This is a genomic window from Bradyrhizobium sp. Kon58 (genome assembly GCF_055807455.1).
Window position 1 is genome coordinate 41,654 of record NZ_JBVVOT010000032.1, and the last position, 17,486, is coordinate 59,139.

Annotated in this window: 15 protein-coding genes; 9 read left to right on the forward strand and 6 right to left on the reverse strand. The window is 63.1% G+C overall.

Going from position 1 to position 17,486, the window contains the following annotated elements; genetic code table 11:
* Nucleotides 1-26: 26 nt before the first annotated feature.
* Complete coding sequence (locus tag AC0L20_RS33385) at nt 27-1,016, forward strand: Bug family tripartite tricarboxylate transporter substrate binding protein (protein ID WP_473294763.1); 990 nt, start codon at nt 27-29, stop codon at nt 1,014-1,016.
* Between the two features lie 129 nt (nt 1,017-1,145).
* Nucleotides 1,146-1,571, forward strand: a complete 426-nt coding sequence (locus tag AC0L20_RS33390) for a hypothetical protein (protein WP_027566537.1) — start codon at nt 1,146-1,148, stop codon at nt 1,569-1,571.
* Nucleotides 1,572-1,627: 56 nt separating this feature from the next.
* Here AC0L20_RS33390 and AC0L20_RS33395 read toward each other — a convergent pair whose 3' ends face one another.
* Nucleotides 1,628-2,596, reverse strand: a complete 969-nt coding sequence (locus AC0L20_RS33395; protein WP_007601369.1) for a helix-turn-helix domain-containing protein — start codon at nt 2,594-2,596, stop codon at nt 1,628-1,630.
* A gap of 510 nt (nt 2,597-3,106) precedes the next feature.
* Here AC0L20_RS33395 and xoxF5 point away from each other — a divergent pair.
* The 7 genes from xoxF5 to AC0L20_RS33430 all read left to right on the forward strand — a co-directional run bounded on the left by xoxF5 (nt 3,107) and on the right by AC0L20_RS33430 (nt 11,019).
* On the forward strand, nt 3,107-4,912 hold the full coding sequence (gene xoxF5 / locus AC0L20_RS33400) for a lanthanide-dependent methanol dehydrogenase XoxF5 (RefSeq protein WP_007601367.1): 1,806 nt from the start codon (nt 3,107-3,109) through the stop codon (nt 4,910-4,912).
* 109 nt (nt 4,913-5,021) lie between these two features.
* Entirely contained in the window at nt 5,022-5,510 is a 489-nt protein-coding gene (locus AC0L20_RS33405) for a c-type cytochrome, methanol metabolism-related (RefSeq protein WP_473294794.1), read from the forward strand.
* Between the two features lie 61 nt (nt 5,511-5,571).
* A complete protein-coding gene (locus tag AC0L20_RS33410; protein ID WP_027566533.1) occupies nt 5,572-6,681 on the forward strand; it encodes an S-(hydroxymethyl)glutathione dehydrogenase/class III alcohol dehydrogenase in 1,110 nt (369 codons plus the stop codon).
* A 33-nt stretch (nt 6,682-6,714) separates the two neighbouring features.
* Entirely contained in the window at nt 6,715-7,278 is a 564-nt protein-coding gene (gfa, locus tag AC0L20_RS33415) for an S-(hydroxymethyl)glutathione synthase (RefSeq protein ID WP_027519384.1), read from the forward strand.
* 656 nt (nt 7,279-7,934) lie between these two features.
* On the forward strand, nt 7,935-8,387 hold the full coding sequence (locus tag AC0L20_RS33420) for a (2Fe-2S)-binding protein (RefSeq protein ID WP_007601363.1): 453 nt from the start codon (nt 7,935-7,937) through the stop codon (nt 8,385-8,387).
* 1 nt (nt 8,388) lies between these two features.
* On the forward strand, nt 8,389-10,701 hold the full coding sequence (locus tag AC0L20_RS33425; RefSeq protein ID WP_473294764.1) for a xanthine dehydrogenase family protein molybdopterin-binding subunit: 2,313 nt from the start codon (nt 8,389-8,391) through the stop codon (nt 10,699-10,701).
* A gap of 57 nt (nt 10,702-10,758) precedes the next feature.
* Nucleotides 10,759-11,019 (forward strand): hypothetical protein, encoded by a 261-nt coding sequence (locus tag AC0L20_RS33430; protein WP_027566531.1) that lies wholly within the window; start codon nt 10,759-10,761, stop codon nt 11,017-11,019.
* Nucleotides 11,020-11,324: 305 nt separating this feature from the next.
* Here the strand turns inward: AC0L20_RS33430 and AC0L20_RS33435 are convergent, their stop codons facing one another.
* The 5 genes from AC0L20_RS33435 to AC0L20_RS33455 all read right to left on the reverse strand — a co-directional run bounded on the left by AC0L20_RS33435 (nt 11,325) and on the right by AC0L20_RS33455 (nt 17,291).
* Nucleotides 11,325-13,064: a methanol/ethanol family PQQ-dependent dehydrogenase gene (locus AC0L20_RS33435; protein WP_027519387.1), complete on the reverse strand. Its 1,740-nt coding sequence runs from the start codon at nt 13,062-13,064 to the stop codon at nt 11,325-11,327.
* A 115-nt stretch (nt 13,065-13,179) separates the two neighbouring features.
* Nucleotides 13,180-13,833 carry a QcrA and Rieske domain-containing protein gene (locus tag AC0L20_RS33440; protein ID WP_473294765.1) on the reverse strand — a complete coding sequence of 218 codons (654 nt, stop codon included), beginning with the start codon at nt 13,831-13,833 and terminating at the stop codon, nt 13,180-13,182.
* A gap of 266 nt (nt 13,834-14,099) precedes the next feature.
* Nucleotides 14,100-14,564, reverse strand: a complete 465-nt coding sequence (locus tag AC0L20_RS33445; RefSeq protein ID WP_473294766.1) for a group III truncated hemoglobin — start codon at nt 14,562-14,564, stop codon at nt 14,100-14,102.
* A gap of 137 nt (nt 14,565-14,701) precedes the next feature.
* Nucleotides 14,702-15,613 (reverse strand): 3-hydroxybutyryl-CoA dehydrogenase, encoded by a 912-nt coding sequence (locus AC0L20_RS33450; RefSeq protein WP_473294767.1) that lies wholly within the window; start codon nt 15,611-15,613, stop codon nt 14,702-14,704.
* Between the two features lie 199 nt (nt 15,614-15,812).
* The gene (locus AC0L20_RS33455; protein WP_473294768.1) at nt 15,813-17,291 is read right to left on the reverse strand and encodes an FAD-binding oxidoreductase; all 1,479 of its coding nucleotides are present in this window, start codon (nt 17,289-17,291) and stop codon (nt 15,813-15,815) included.
* Nucleotides 17,292-17,486: the final 195 nt, after the last annotated feature.

The following is a 17,486-nucleotide window of genomic DNA, read 5'->3' on the forward strand; positions in this document are numbered from 1 at the left end:
CGTCGACGGCAATCCGGGAGAGAATCATGTCCGCAACGCTCGATCGCCGCCACTTCATCGCCGCCGGCACCACCGCACTCGCGATGCCCTTCGTCTCGCGCGGCGCCTCGGCGCAGGCTGCGTGGCCATCGCGGCAGATCCGCATGATTTGCAGCTATCCCGCCGGCGGACAGACCGACCTGCTCGCGCGCGCCTATGGCGAATTCATTGCCAAGCAGGTCGGAAAGACCGTCGTCGTCGAGAACAAGCCCGGTGCCGCGGGCGCGATCGGGACGGCGGAGGTCGCCCGCGCGGAGCCCGACGGCCACACCATCCTGTGCTCGATCTCGACCACCTACATCATGAACCGGGTGGTGATGAAGACTCCTGGCTACGACATGGACAAGGATTTGACGCTCGTCAGCGTCATTCCGGGCGCCGGCCTATTGCTGGTGGCGAACCCGAAGACCGGCGTCAAGACGCTGGAGGATTTCGTCGCCTTTGCGCGCAAGAGCGGCAAGGTCAACTTCGGCACCTATAGCGCGGGCTCGGCCCCGCATATGACGGTCCACGAGCTCAACAAGCAGTATGGCCTTGCCATCGAGCCGATCCACTATCGCGGCGAAGCCCCGATGTGGACGGGCATGCTGGAAGGTACGCTCGACGTGGCCATGGGCAGCTACACGGCAGCGCAATCGGTTTTGCAGAGCGACCGTGGCACCGTGTTCGCGGTGCATTCGAAGAAGGTCGACGCCATCCCCGATATCAAGACTCTCCCCGAGCAGGGCGCGACGTCGAAATTCTTCACCGTTAGCGGCTTCTCCGGTTGGGCCGTGCCGAAGGCGACACCGCAGCCGGTCGTCGACCGCCTGGCGGAGCTTTGCGTCGCTGCCAACAACGATCCGAAGGTGAAGGAGGTTCTCAACACGTTCGTGCTCGAACCCGCGATCGGCTTCAAGGAAACCAACGCCCTATATCAGCGCGAGCTGCCGATCTGGATCGAGAGCGCGCGGTCGCTCGGCCTCGAGCCCTCCTGAACCGCGAGACAAGACGCCCTTCGCGGCGCAGCATCCGACCAAAGCCTAGTGCCGGAAACGTATTTTCCCGCTATGATTGTGCGACCCGGCGGGAAGGTCTCGCCGGCGCGGACGAGAAAGGCCGATCCCATGACACCGGATGGCGTTGCCGTAGCCGTCATGATCATCCTGCTCTTTCCGATGGGCTATTTCACGTTGGCGTCTCCGGCCTTCCTGCTGGTGAAGCTGGATATCCAGCCCGTCGCCCAGCTTTTGCGCGGAATGTTCAATGCGCATTTTCTGGTGATGCGCGTTGCCGGACTCATCGGAGCGGTCGCTTTCCTGCTCGACGGTCGTCTGGTCGCCGCGATGGGCGTTGGCCTCCTTGCAGCCTTGGCGATCTACGGACGCCGCTGGTTCATGCAACGGATGGACGAACAGCTCAGCGCCAGGGACGCCGGCGATGCTGAGGCCCCGCGCCGGCTACGCCGACTACATTGGAGTGGAATGCTCGGCAATGCGGTGCTGCTCGCCGCTCTCCTGACCAGCATTCCCTATATCGCCATATCGGCGTGAGAGACATCGCGGGCGCGTGACGGTCAACCGTCGTCGTCGCCGAACCTGGCGTTTGCCTAGTGCTCGTCCGCGGCAACCGCGCCCTGTTGCGCCTTGTGGATCGAGGACGGCACCACGCCGAAATACTTCCGGAACACCCGGCTGAAATGCGATGAGCTGGAGAAGCCCCAAGAAAACGCGACGTCGGTGATGGTCTTGCCGGCGTGGGCCTCGAGCTCCTGGCGGCAATTCTGAAGACGCGCCTGCCAGATGTAGTCGCTCACCGTGGTGCCGCGCTCCGAGAACAGCATGTGCAGATAACGCTTGGAGCAGCCGAGCTCGCCGGAGATCTGGTCGATGCACAGATCCGGATCGCGCAAATGCTCGCGGATGAAGAACTGCGCGCGCACATAGGTCGCTTCGGGACCGACGCGATCGAGCATCGTGTCCGCCTCGCGCAGCGGCAGCAGCAAGAGGTCGATCAGCGAATCGGCGACGCCGACCGCACTGTTCGCCGACAGCTTGGCCGCCTCGTCGAAGGTCGCATGGACGAAATCATGGGCGATCCGCCCCGTCCCCGTGCGTGAGGTCAATTTGCAGGCGGGCATTCGCTGCGACGGGAACCCGCGGTCGCGCAGCAGCGCTTTCGGCACGATCACCACGTCGTGGCGCGTGAAAGCGGGGCTGATGATCGAATGCGGACAGGAGACGTCATAGGCGATGATGTCGCCCGGGTTCAGCTCGATGTGACGGCCTTCCTGCTCGAAATAGGACACACCGTAGGTCTGGAAGTGGATCTTGATATAGGGGTGTTCGTTGGCCTTGGCGCGCGCCAGGGTGTGCGCGATGCGATGCTGGCTGACCTCGATCTGGCAGAGCTTCAGACGCGAGACGCTGGTGTAGTCGATGCGGCCTTCAAGCGAAGACGCTTCCAGCGGATCGACGTCGAAATGCCCACACAGGCTGGTCAGCCCGTCGATCCAGCTTTGGATCTGACGTTTCGGCGTCATGCCCGTCGTCGAGAGCGTGTGAATTGTGTCGGACATTAATCCAGCCACTGGTTTGATCCGGAAATTTGACGCGAATCGCGAGCCGCGCTGCCGGAGCCCTGAACCGTGATTGCGTGACGTTTACCTCGATTTTGAGCGATCTTCCAGAACGAGCGCCATCGTTCCATTGCCACCCTTGTAAGTTAATCCTCCGCCTTAGTTGCAGCGCCGTCAAGGGGAACCTAAGCGTGGGAGACGGTCCCAATGCGTTGCGGAAGCCGCTGAATTCGCTACTGCAAAATCAAAAACTTCCTACCCGTGCGCTGTCAAGCAAACCAGCTTCTCTCTTGGGCAAGTTTCCCGATAACGAAGTCGTTAGGGATTGTATCAGGAACAACAAGAACGGGCCGCTCCGCACGTGGACCCGTAGCTCTCATCAGGAGGAGAAAGCACCCAGCATCGTTTCTGGTCCCAAACGTGACCGCCCTGCACGAGCAGACACCGGACGAGAAGCCCGGTGATTGAGCAATGCTTCGGAAAAATAAACGAGACAACGGAGGAATGACTATGCGCAAGGTACTACTCGCGGCCTATCTTGGCTCCGCGGCGGCTCTCGCCGTCGGCAGCGCGTCGGCCAACGATGAAGTGCTCAAGATGTCGCAGAACCCGAAAGACTGGGTGATGCCGACGGGCGACTACGCCAACACCCGCTATTCCAAGCTGAACCAGATCAACGCACAAAACGTAGGCAAGCTCCAGGTCGCCTGGACCTTCTCGACCGGCGTGCTGCGCGGCCACGAAGGCGGCCCGCTGATCATCGGCAACATGATGTACGTCCACACGCCGTTCCCGAACAAGGTCTACGCTATTGACCTTTCGAACGAGAACAAGATCGTCTGGAAGTACGAGCCGAAGCAGGATCCGAACGTCATCCCGGTGATGTGCTGCGACACGGTCAACCGCGGCTTGGCCTATGGCGACGGCAAGATCTTCCTGCATCAGGCCGACACCACGCTCGTCGCGCTCGATGCCAAGAGCGGTCAGGTGGCATGGACCGCGAAGAACGGCGACGCCAGCAAGGGCGAGACCGGTACTTCGGCCCCCATGGTCGTCAAGGACAAGGTGCTGATCGGCATCTCCGGCGGTGAGTTCGGTGTTCAAGCCCATATGACCGCCTACGACATCAAGACGGGCAAGCTGGCTTGGCGCGGCTACTCCGAAGGACCGGATGATCAAATCCTGGTCGACGCAGAGAAGACCACCGCGCTCGGCAAGCCGATCGGCAAGGACTCCAGCCTCAAGACCTGGCAAGGCGATCAGTGGAAGATCGGCGGCGGCGCCACCTGGGGCTGGATCTCGTACGATCCCGAGCTGAACCTCGTCTACTACGGATCGGGCAATCCCTCGACCTGGAATCCGAAGCAGCGTCCCGGCGACAACAAATGGTCGATGACGATCTGGGCTCGCAACCCTGACACCGGCCAGGCCAAGTGGGTTTATCAGATGACGCCCCACGACGAGTGGGACTATGACGGCGTCAACGAGATGATCCTCTCGGACCAGGCCATCAACGGCCAGCCGCGCAAGCTGCTGACGCACTTCGATCGTAACGGCCTCGGCTACACGCTCGATCGTGCCACCGGTGAGCTCCTGGTCGCCGAGAAGTACGATCCGAAGGTGAACTGGACCTCCGGCGTCGACATGGACAAGAACTCGGCGACCTACGGCCGTCCGAAGGTGCTCGACACCGCTTCGACCGACAAGGCGGGCGAGGACCACAACGTGAAGGGCATCTGCCCGGCCGCGCTCGGCACCAAGGACGAGCAGCCGGCAGCCTACTCGCCAGACACGCAGCTGTTCTACGTTCCGACCAACCACGTCTGCATGGACTACGAACCGTTCAAGGTGAGCTACACCGCGGGCCAGCCCTATGTGGGCGCGACGCTCTCGATGTATCCGCCGCAGGGTGAAACCCACATGGGTAACTTCATCGCCTGGGACGGCAAGACCGGCAAGATCGTCTGGTCGAACAAGGAGCAGTTCTCGGTCTGGTCGGGTGCGCTCGCAACCGCAGGCAACGTGGTGTTCTACGGAACGCTCGAAGGCTACCTGAAGGCAGTCGACGCCAAGACCGGCAAGGAGCTCTACAAGTTCAAGACTCCCTCCGGCATCATCGGCAACGTCACCACCTATGAGAACGGCGGCAAGCAGTATGTCGCAGTGCTCTCCGGCGTGGGCGGCTGGGCCGGCATTGGTCTGGCGGCAGGCCTGACCGATCCGACCGCCGGTCTCGGCGCAGTCGGTGGCTACGCGGCGCTCAGCAACTACACCGCACTCGGCGGTACGCTGACCGTGTTCTCGCTGCCCAACTAGGCCTCTCAGCATCGCTCCGGCGCGTGGATCAACTCCACGCGCCGGCTCGTCTCACCGAATGCCTTCTGAGGAAAATCTCTTGCGTAAAATCTGCTCTGCCATTGCTGCGATGTTCTTGGTCGCGTCCGGGGGAATTGCCGTCGCGGACGGCTCAGGCGACCCGACCGCCGTCAAGCAGAACGAAACCGGCGAATGGTCCGACAAGGAAGGCAACCCAACCTATAAGGTCACTGACGGATCCGTCGACTGGTACACCTATTCCGGATACCGCCGCTATCACTCGGACTGCCATGTGTGTCACGGCCCGGATGGCATGGGCTCGACCTACGCCCCGGCGCTGAAGGATTCGCTGAAGACGATGAGCTATGCCGACTTTCTCGGCGTCGTCGCCTCCGGCCGCAAGAACATCTCGACTGCCGCAGAGAACGTGATGCCGGCCTTCGGCGATAACCCGAACGTCGCCTGCTACATGGACGATCTCTACGTCTATCTGCGCGCCCGCTCCAACGAGGCCTGGGGCCGCACCAGACCTGGCAAGCACGAGGACAAGAACGACGCCTATACCAAGAACGAAGATTCGTGCATGGGCAAGAAGTGAACGTGCGGAGCCCGACCAAGACCTGGTTCTTGGCGCCCTGCCGGAATTTGAGGAGTTTAAGATGAAGACACGTGCCGCCGTCGCTTTCGAAGCCAAGAAGCCGCTCGAGATCGTCGAAGTCGATCTGGAAGGACCGAAGGTCGGCGAAGTCCTGGTCGAGATCAAGGCGACGGGCATCTGCCATACCGACGCCTACACGCTCGACGGCTTCGACAGCGAAGGAATCTTCCCGTCGATCCTGGGCCACGAGGGCGCGGGCATCATCCGCGAGATCGGCCCTGGCGTGACCTCGGTGAAGCCGGGCGACCATGTCATCCCGCTCTACACGCCGGAATGCCGGCAATGCAAAAGCTGCCTCAGCCAGAAGACCAATCTCTGCACCGCAATCCGCGCGACGCAGGGCAAGGGCGTGATGCCCGACGGCACCAGCCGCTTCTCCTACAAGGGCAAGCCGATCTACCACTACATGGGCTGCTCGACCTTCTCGAACTTCACCGTGCTGCCGGAGATCGCGGTCGCCAAGATCCGCGAGGACGCGCCGTTCGACAAGAGCTGCTACATCGGCTGCGGCGTCACCACCGGCGTCGGCGCCGTCGTCAACACCGCCAAGGTCGAGCCGGGCTCCAACGTGGTCGTGTTCGGCCTCGGCGGCATCGGCCTGAACGTGATCCAGGGCGCCAAGATGGCTGGCGCGGACAAGATCATCGGCGTCGACATCAACGACTCCAAGGAGGAATGGGGACGCCGGTTCGGCATGACCGATTTCGTCAATCCCAAGAAGATCACCGGCGACATCGTCCCGCATCTCGTGACCCTGACGGACGGAGGCGCCGACTACACCTTCGACTGCACCGGCAATACCACAGTGATGCGCCAGGCGCTGGAAGCCTGCCATCGTGGCTGGGGCACCTCGATCATCATCGGCGTTGCCGAATCCGGCAAGGAGATCGCGACCCGCCCGTTCCAGCTCGTCACCGGGCGAAACTGGCGCGGCACCGCCTTCGGTGGCGCGCGGGGCCGGACCGACGTGCCGAAGATTGTCGACTGGTACATGAACGGAAAGATCCAGATCGACCCGATGATTACCCACACGCTCAAGCTCGAAGACATCAACAAAGGCTTCGACCTTATGCATGAGGGCAAATCGATCCGTTCAGTCGTCGTGTTCTAACTCGAAAAGCGTCACCCCAAGGAGGATCGACCCATGACTGTTGCACTCCATCCCTCGATCGATAACGGCATCAAACAGGGCAGCGGCAGCTTCGCCGGCGGCACGCTCGCATGTAAATGCAGCGACCATCAGGTCAAGGTCGCCGTCAAGGGCGACGTCGCGCATAACCACGCCTGTGGCTGCACCAAGTGCTGGAAACCGCAGGGCGCGAATTTCTCCGTCGTCGCCGTGGTACCCCGCCAGAACGTCACCGTGCTCGAGAACGGCGACAAGCTCCAGATCGTTGACCCGTCGGCGGTGATCCAGCGCTACGCCTGCAAGGCCTGTGGCACGCACATGTATGGCCGTATCGAGAACAAGGGTCACCCGTTCTACGGCCTCGACTTCATCCACCCCGAACTGTTCCAGGAACAGGGTTCGCAGGCGCCGCAATTCGCTGCCTTCGTCTCGTCGGTGATCGAATCGGGCGTGAAGCCGGAGCAGATGGGCGGAATACGGGCTCGGTTCAAGGAGCTTGGCCTCGAGCCCTATGACTGTCTGTCGCCGGCGCTGATGGACGCCATCGCGACCCACGTGGCGAAGGCCAAGGCTGCCTGAGCCAAGGCCGCTTAAGCAAAGGCCGCCCGAGCAAGGCTGCCTGACGTTTACCGCGCCCCACCCGCTCGCTGGTTCCACTACACCCAGCGAGCGGACGGAGCCGGCCCGGGACAATCGCGGCGATGCCGCCGCTGCTCGACTGCACTTGTGTGGGACCGTCAACTCCCTCAGTCCTGGTCTCTGAATGACTGCGCAGGGCCGCCGGCTCCCTGCTTGAAGTCCGCGGCGCCTGCGTTTCTCCCTCCCTCGACTGAGGCATCCTGCTTCGTCCGCACAGGTCTTCTGGCGGACGAAGCTTTTTTTCATTGTGCCCATGTGCAGAGGCGCGCAGCGTGATGCGGCGCCCTGCTTTTGACAAACCTTCGTTGCAATCTTTTCCCATCGAGAACAGCTGACGAGAGAACACTTGGCTGTGAATGCTAGACCGAAGCGATCCTTGCTAAGATCGCGACGTGACGATGCCGCGCGAATTCAATAATCAAGAACACGACGGGAGGTATCGAACACATCCGGACATGACATTGGCATTCCTGAGTTCTGCCGGGATCTGCCCGCGCGGGATGACCGCTGGAATGCGACGCCGCGCAGCGGACATTGCACCGACCGGCATCTGGAAAATCTGAAATCAACAAGCTTATGAAGAGCGAGGGACGATCATGATCAAGGTGAAGATCAACGGCCAGGAACAGAGCTGGGACGGCGACCCGGATCTCCCGCTACTCTGGTTTCTGCGCGACGAGGCCGGGCTGACCGGCACCAAGTTCGGCTGTGGCCAGGCCCTGTGCGGCGCCTGCACCGTCATCGTCGACAAGGAGGCCGTGCGCGCCTGCATCACGTCGATCAACGACGTCGCCGGCCGCGAGATCACGACGATCGAGGGACTGCATCCGAACGGCGATCACCCGGTGCAGAAGGCCTGGCGGCAGGTCAACGTTCCCCAATGCGGCTTCTGCCAGGCAGGCCAGATCATGCAGGCGGCCGCGCTGCTAATGGACAATCCAAAGCCGTCGCACGACCAGATCCGCGAAGCGATGTCCGGCAACATCTGCCGCTGCGGCTGCTACCAGCGCATCGAGAATGCGGTCCATCTCGCATCGACGGGAGTGTGACATGAATTTCATCGACACCCCGAAGAAGCTTCGTGGCTTCGAGAAGAACATCAAAGTCGAGAAGGTTTCACGCCGCAGCATCCTGAAGGGACTCGGCATCACCGGCGGCTTCGTACTCGCAGCGCCCGTGATGTCGCGCCAGGCGTTCGCCTACGAGACCGGCGCCGGCAAGATGCCCCACGGCGTCGTGGTCGATCCGCGCGTGTTCGTCGCGGTCGCACCCGACGGCACCGTCACCATCCTCGCCCACCGCGCCGAGATGGGCACGGGCGTGCGCACCAGCCTGCCGCTGATCGTGGCCGAGGAGATGGAAGCCGACTGGTCGCGGGTCAAGGTGGAACAGGCCCATGGCGACGAGGTCAAATTCGGCAACCAGGACACCGACGGCTCGCGCAGCACGCGGCATTATTTGATCCCGATGCGCCAGATCGGTGCCTCCGCCCGCACCATGCTCGAGCAGGCCGCAGCGAAACGCTGGGGCGTGCCGGCAACCGAGGTCAAGGCCGTCAATCATGAGGTCGTCCACAGCGCGACGAGCCGCAAGCTCGGCTTCGGCGAGCTCGCGGCCGACGCCGCCAAGGAATCGGTGCCGAGCATCGAAGGGCTCAAGCTGAAGGACCCCAAGGACTTCCGCTATCTCGGCAAGGGCCAGATCGGCATCGTCGATCTCCACGACATCACCACCGGTAAGGCACGTTACGGCGCGGACGTGCGGCTGCCAGGCATGAAGTATGCCGTGATCGCGCGCCCGCCGGTGACCGGCGGCAAGCTGGTCAAGTTCGATCCGGACGCGGCGTTGAAGGTCCCCGGCGTCGAGAAGGTGATGCAGGTGCGCGGATGGCCGTGGCCGTCGAAATTCCAGCCGCTCGGCGGTGTTGCCGTGATCGCGCGCAACACCGGCGCGGCGATCAAGGGCCGCGACGCGCTGAAGCTGACCTGGGACGACGGCGCCAACGGCAAATACGATTCCGTCGCCTACCGCAAGGAGCTCGAGGAGGCCTCGCGCAAGCCGGGGCTCGTCGTGCGCCAGGAAGGCGACGCCGAGGCTGCTCTGAAGGGCGCCGACAAGGTCGTCGTCGGCGAATATTATCTGCCGCACCTTGCCCATGTCAGCATGGAGCCGCCGGTGGCTGTCGCCGACGTCAAGGGTGACAAGGCGGAGATCTGGGCGCCGGTGCAGAGCCCGGGCGGCACGCGCGAGGACGTTGCGAAGACGCTTGGCATTCCCGAGGGCAATGTCACCGTCAACGTCACGCTGCTCGGTGGCGGTTTCGGCCGCAAGTCGAAATGCGACTTCGCACTCGAGGCCGCGCTGCTGTCGAAGGAGCTCGGCGTGCCTGTCAAGGTGCAGTGGACGCGCGAGGACGACGTCCGCCACGACTTCCTGCACACGGTCTCCGTGGAACGGATCGAGGCGGGGCTCGACAAGAGCGGCAAGGTGATCGCCTGGCGCCATCGCAGCGTGGCCCCGACCATCGCCTCGACATTCGCCGCGGGTGCCAAGAACCAGGCGCCCTTCGAGCTCGGCATGGGCCTCGTCGACATGCCGTTCGAGATCGCCAATATCTCCTGCGAGAACCCGGAGGCCGCGGCGTTCAGCCGCATCGGCTGGTTCCGCTCGGTCTCGAACATCCCGCGCGCCTTCGCGGTGCAGTCGATGGTGGGCGAGATCGCCCATGCGACCGGCCGCGACCAGAAGGAGACGCTGCTCGCGCTGATCGGCAGCCCGCGCATCGTCAAGCCTGCTGTGAAGGACATGTGGAACTACGGCGAGCCCTTGGACAGCTATCCGATCGACACCGCGCGCCTGCGCAAGGTGGTCGAACTGGTCGCCGAGAAGGGCCAATGGGGACGTCAGGTGCCGAAGGGCCATGGCCTCGGCATCGCCGTGCACCGCAGCTTCGTCAGCTATATCGCGACCATCGTCGAGGTTGCCGTCGACGACAAGGGCAAGCTGACGGTGCCGCGGGTGGACACCGCCATCGACTGCGGCACCTATGTCAACCCCGAGCGCATCGCCTCGCAGATCGAGGGCGCGGCGATCATGGGGCTCAGTCTCGCCAAATACGGCGAGATCACCTTCAAGGACGGCAAGGTGCAGCAGAAGAACTTCGACGACTTCCAGGTCCTCAGGATCGACGAATCCCCTGCGGTGACCAACGTCTACATCGTGCCGCCCGGACCCGACACGCCGCCGAGCGGCGTGGGCGAGCCCGGCGTCCCGCCATTCGCGCCGGCGCTGATGAACGCCATCTTCGCCGCGACCGGAAAACGCATCCGCAGCCTTCCGCTCGGCAAGCAATTGGAAGCGTAAAGGCGGGAACACAAGGCGGCCTCGCGCCGTTTGCATCGATCTGACAGGAGCAGATCGATGACCCATATCTCAAAGGCGCTCGCAGTCTCGTTGCTGTCGAGCGCCTTTCTTTTGACGGCCACTGGCGCATACGCCCAGAGCAACACCACGCCGCCGACAACGGCGACGCGCCCCAGCACGCCGGACCAGAACTCTGTGCCCAACGCCAATGCCACGCCGCCCTCGACCACCCAGACCACCGGACAGCACAATCCAGATCCCAAGGTTCGCGAGATGAACCAGAAGGAAAAGGACAAGGTCGAGCGCGAGGGGAAGTAGCGATCTGGCACATCGGCGTTTTGACGTCGTGATTATCGGCTCTACTTCTTCGCCGAAGCGCATCGATGTGCCCTCCCCCTTGCGGGAGAGGGCAGCGACGCCGGTTGCCACGATCACGCTGGGTGGGGGGTATGCCTGCGCGAATCTCGCATATTGAGATGCGCGGATGGAGCCCGTCATCCGGCGTTCGCGCCACCTTCTTCCGCAAGGGGAGAAGGGAAGACGCCGACGCAAAATGCGGCGGACGCTGACGTCCGCCGCATTTGCCCCCTGACACTCCGCTTCTTTCGATCCGCCAGCGGAGCTTATTTCTTGAGCGCGAACACCCAGATCACGCCGCCTTGCGGCACGTTGGCTTCGATGCCGATATTGTTGGTCACGAGTGCATCCTGGATGCGCTGTGCATCCACGCCCCATCCCGACTGGATCGCGATGTATTGCGTGCCGTCGATCTCATAGGACACCGGCATGCCCATGATGCCGGAGTTGGTCTTCTGCTCCCACAACAGCTCGCCGGACTTCGCGTTGAAGGCGCGGAAGTTGCGGTCGTTGGTGCCGCCCACGAAGACGAGATCGCCCGCGGTCGCCGTCACCGAGCCGAACAGCTGCGATTTCGGGAAGTTGTGTTGCCACATCTTCTTGCCCGTCACGGGATCCCAGGCCTGGAGCTCGCCGAAATGATCCGCCCCGGGCTTCGTCTTCAGCCCGATGTCCTCCGGCTTGGTGCCGAGCCAGAGCTCGCCGGGCTTGAGCGGAACCTTCTCGCCGGTGAACCCGCCGCAGAAATTCTCGTTGGCGGGCACGTAGACGAGGCCGGTCTTCTGGCTGTAGGCCGCCGACGGCCAATCCTTGCCGCCCCACAGCGACGGACAGAACTCCACGCGCTTGCCGACCATCGGCTTGTGCGCGGGATCGACGATCGGCCTGCCGCTCTCGGCGTCGATGCCCTTCCAGACGTCGGTGGAGACGAACGGCCAGCCGGCGACGTAGTTGATCTTGGTCGGCGTGCGCTCGAGTATCCAGAAGATCGCATCGCGTCCCGGATGGACCAGGCTCTTGATGTTGCGGCCGTCGCGTTGCAGGTCGATCAACATCGGCGCTTCGACCTCGTCCCAATCCCAGGAATCGTTCTGGTGATACTGGTGATAGGTCTTGATCTTGCCGGTGTTCGGATCGAGCGCGAGCACCGAGGAAGTATAGAGATTGTCGCCCGGATGCATCTCACCGGGCCACGGCGCGGCGTTGCCGACGCCCCAATAGATCGTCTTGGTGTCCTTGTCGTAATTGCCGGTCATCCAGGCCGAGCCGCCGCCGTTCTTCCAGTCCTCGCCCTGCCAAGTGTCGTGGCCGGGTTCGCCTTCGCCCGGAATGGTATAGGTCCGCCACAGCTCCTTGCCGTCCTTGGCATCATAGGCGGCGACATAGCCGCGCACGCCGAACTCGCCGCCGGAGCCGCCGACGATGACCTTGCCGTCGACGATCAGCGGCATCAGGGTCATGTACTGGCCCTTCTTGTAGTCCTGCACCTTGGTGTCCCACACCACCTTGCCGGTTTTCGCGTCGAGCGCGACGACATGGTCGTCGGTGGTGGCGAGATAGAGCTTGTCCTCCCAGAGGCCGACGCCGCGGCTGGTCGGATGCAACTGAAACAAATCGTCGGGGAGCTGCCGCTTGTAGCGCCAATATTCGTCGCCAGTCTTGGCGTTCAGCGCGATCACCTGCCCCATCGGGGTTGCCACGAACATCACACCGTTGTTGACGATCGGCGGCGCCTCGTGGCCTTCGACCACGCCGGTCGCGAAGGTCCAGACCGGCGTCAAGTTCTTCACGTTCGAGGTGTTGATCTGGTCGAGCGGGCTGTAGCCCTGCCCATCATAGGTGCGCCGGTAGAGCATCCAGTTGGCGGGCTCCGGGTTTTCCAACCGCTGCGCGGTGACCGGCGCGTAGTTCTCGATCGGGCCTGATACGGCGGCGGTCGAGGCAAGAGTCGATGCAAGACACGTGAAGGCGACGAAGCCGGACAGTAACCACTGCTTCCTGGTCATGGCGTTCCCCTTTTCATCCGTTTTGAATTCTTGTTTTGAATTCTTGTCGTTCGTCCCGTCGTCCACCCATCGGCGGATGCGGTCTCTCATGACGCGGGCACAACCCGCACGCCCATCATCCCGGCTGCGCGCCACCTACCTTTCCGACGAAGTTTCCGGCGACGCTGAGCGAGCCGTCAGCCAGCGCCAGCGGCAGCGCAGCGAGCCGTCGCGGCGCCGGCCCGAACACGACCTGCGCGCCCGCGCGAGGATCGTATTCGGAGTTGTGGCACATGCATTTGAGCACTTCCTTGTCGCCGACATCGCTCTTCACCCACGCCGTGACAGGACAGCCGGCATGCGAGCAGATTGCCGAATAGGCGAGGATGCCGTCGACAGCGCGCGCTTTCGTCTGCTCGTCGAGCTCGGCGGGGTCGAGGCGGATGATCAGAATCTCGTTGAGGCGCGAGGCGCTGCGTACGACCGATGTCTTTGGATCTTTCGGCCAGGCATGCACCGGCGGTCCGCCGGCCGACAGATCGGCCTCGGTGACGGGCTTTCCCTCCTGATCGCCTTCGGAGAATACGAGCAGATCGCCCTTCTGAGGCCGCTCGTCGGAGCCGGGCGCATCCTCGCCCGCGTGCACCTGCGTGGAACAGGCGAGGCACGCCGTCGTGGCCAGCGCGCTCATCAACAGCGCCCGCCGGGTTTGCTCCGTGCACGCGTCAGCTTCGGATTCCGCTGTGTTGTCGGAGGATGAAGAGGATGTGTTGAACGATGCACGCGACATGTCCACAAGCAGGCGCTGGAACTCTGCCGAAAAAAAGGCAAAGATTTTTTCCCGCAGTGCATCACACGGTTATGCTCGCATTGATTGAACGCGAACACGCGCATTTACGCGCATTTTTCTAATTGCAACGTCACGCTACGCGACCGGCATGATGATTTTGCAGATCAGGTCAATGCTGTCGGTATTGGTGCAAATGCGCCGACGCTCGGCGCGACCGTAGCGCCATCAATGCGGCTTGCGCATTTCTCAGGCAGGCATTTTGTATTCTAGGAACGGAGCACGTGACGCGGCGCGGCGATACGACCGGCCAAGGTGGCCGACGCCATCTCAAAGCTGTCAGCGATGCGGCGCGCCCTGTCGATGAATAGCGCGGCGGCCTGCGGCGGGCAGACCTCGCGCGCGGTTTGTTCGAACAAATCGAGCCAGCGGTCGAAATGATCTCCGACCAGGTTCAGTGGCATATGCGCCCGCATCGGCGAGCCATGGTAGCGGCCGCTCATCAGAGCGACCGACGACCAGAAATCCCGGAGCTTGGCCAGATGCTCGTCCCAATTCTGCACGATCGCGAACACCGGCCCCAGCAGCGCATCCTCACGGACGCGGCCATAGAAACGGGTGACGAGTTCCCCGATCATCTCTTCGGTGATCCCGGTGCGCTCGATCGCATCCTGGGTCAGCAAGTTCCGCCGCGCGGCCGCAGCCTCGCGCTCGGCTTTCAGTCGATCCGACATGTCCCTTATTATCCGTTCCGTTGTTCCCGCAGGCCGCCCGTTCGACATTGTCGGGCCGATCGCGCGCGGCGTCTTTGTCGCAGCGCAAATCGCGGGGTCTGGCGGCGAGCACTCGACGCCCGCCGCCTGCGCCATTGTCAGGCGCTGTAGGTGTAAAAGCCCTGCCCTGTCTTGCGGCCGAGATGGCCGGCGTCGACCATTTCCTTGAGCAAGGGGGCTGGACGGTATTTGGGGTCGTTGAAGCCTTTGTAAAAGACCTCCATCACCGACAACATGGTGTCGAGCCCGACGAGATCGGCAAGCGCCAGCGGCCCGATCGGATGGTTGCAGCCGAGCTTCATGCCGGCATCGATCTCTTCCGCCGTCGCAATCCCCTCCTGCAGCGCGAAGATCGCCTCGTTGATCATTGGGCAAAGAATGCGGTTGACGGCAAAGCCCGGGCTGTTCTTGGCCGTGATCGCCACCTTTCCGACGCGCTTGGCGAAATCGAGCGCCTTGGCGTGGGTGTCGTCGGAGGTCTGCAAGCCGCGGATGAGCTCCAGCAGCGCCATGACCGGAACCGGGTTGAAGAAGTGCATGCCGATGAAGCGGTCGGGGCGGTCGGTCGCCGCGGCGAGCTTCGTGATCGAGATCGATGAGGTGTTCGTGGCGAGCAGTGTCCGCGGCGACAGCGTCGCACAGAGATCCGTCAGGATCTTGACCTTGAGTTCCTCGTTCTCGGTCGCGGCCTCGATGACGAGATCGCAATCGACGAGCTTGGCGCGGTCGGTGGTGCCGGTGATGCGCTTGAGCGTGGCGTCGCGATCGCCCGCCGACATCTTCTCCTTCTTGACCAGGCGCTCGAGACTGCCGCCAACCGTCGAAATCCCGCGGTTCACCGCCGCATCGGAAATATCAACCATCACGACCGAAAGCCCGGCCGCGGCACAAATCTGCGCGATGCCGTTCCCCATGGTCCCTGCCCCGATGATGCCAACGGTTTGGATCATTGCCTCAAATCCTTCATCCTTGCGGACGTGCCATATCGGCCCCGCCCATTGTTCCTGCATCAGGGTCTAGCACCGCCCCCGGGCGGCTGCGACCTGATCCTGTCCCTTCCTTAAAGCATCCAAGGCGGGAATAAAGCCGCCTTTCGGCCGCCAAACGGCGTGATTTGGTGCCCCGGCGTGTTTGGCCCGGCCTATCCGCGGCATCCCGTCCCCGGAGGGCGCAAGGGTGCGAGGAGCACCGGGCTCGAGGCGTAGCGGCTTAACCGAGACGAAGCACCTTGCCCGGATTCATGATGTTCTTGGGATCGAGCGCCCGCTTGATCGTGCGCATGATGTCGAGCTCGGTCCGGGAGCGGTAGTGCTGGAGCTCGTCGAGCTTCTCGATGCCGATGCCATGTTCCGCCGAGATCGAGCCGCCCATGGACGTGACGAGGTCGTTGACGGTCCGTGTGATCGCCGCGGAGTACTGGTTGAGCGTATCGCGGTCCATGCCCTTCGGGCCCATGAAGGAGAAGTGCACATTGCCGTCTCCGATGTGGCCGAGCGGATAGGGGCGAATTGCCGGCAGGATAGCGAGCACGGCCGCAAGACCGCTGTCGATAAACTCGGGAATCCTGGAGACAGCGACCGACACGTCGTAGCTCAAGCCCGGACCCTCGGTACGCGATGCCTCGGCCACACTCTCGCGAATCCGCCACATGTTGCGCGACTGCGCTTCGGTTTGCGCGATCACAGCATCCAGCACCCGGCCCGCCTCAAGTTGGTCAGCCAGGAACAGCTCCATCCTCTCCGACATGCCCGTGCCACCGTCCTGCCGTGGCCGGGCCGACGACCATTCGAGAAGGAGATACCATTCGGTCTCAGCCTTGAGAGGATCCTGGGTACCGGGAATGTGGCGCAGCACCATGTCGGCGCACGCACGGCTGATGAGCTCACAGGAGCCGACATTGTCATCGGAAGCGGCATGCGCCTCCGAGAGAAGGTCGATGGCTGCCTTGGGATCGCGAATTGCGAGCCATGCCGTGCACACGTCTTTCGGCGCCGGCCAGAGTTTCAGCACCGCCTTGGTGATGATGCCGAGCGTCCCTTCGGCGCCCATGAACAGATGCTTGAGGTCATAGCCGGTGTTGTCCTTCTTGAGTGCGCGCAGACCGTCCCAGACATCGCCGTTAGCCAGCACGACCTCGAGACCCAACACCAGATTTCGCGCATTTCCATAACGCAGCACCTGCACGCCGCCGGCATTAGTGGACAGATTGCCTCCGATCATGCACGAGCCCTGAGCACCCAGGCTGAGCGGAAACAGGCGGTCGTGGCGCGCGGCTATGTTCTGGAGCGTCTCGAGGATGCAGCCTGCCTCCACAGTCATGGCGTAGCCGACGGAATCGACATTCAGCACCTCGTTCATGCGACCGAGCGACAGCACGATGCCGCGGTGCATGGGCCACGGCGTGGCGCCGCCCATCAACCCGGTGTTGCCACCTTGCGGAACGATGGCAATGCCGTTGTCGTAGCAGAGCTTGACGACAGCGGAGACTTCCGCGGTACTGGCCGGACGCACGACCGCCGCGGCCCGCCCCGCCAACTCGCCGCGCCAGTCGGTCACGAAGGGCCGCTTGTCGTGCTCGTCCAGGATCAGACTTTTGTCGCCGACAATGGCCCGCAAGCGGTCGAGAACGGCTGAGGTCACGGGCGCGGTTGGAATCGAGGGAGCGGTGGGAAGGGCTGCACCCGGCATGTGTTCCTCGCTTTTCGGCCGTTCAGTGCCCTGGGGCGCACCGGCCTTCATTCTTGTTTTCATTCTGGGCAGTGGTGCGACGACCCTAGCATAGGGGTCGCGCTTGCGGGAACGCCCCCGGCAGTAAGTCTCGTGCGGATTTGCCTGGAATGCTGAATGCAGGCGCACTTCCGCCGAGGTCCCGCATACCCTACT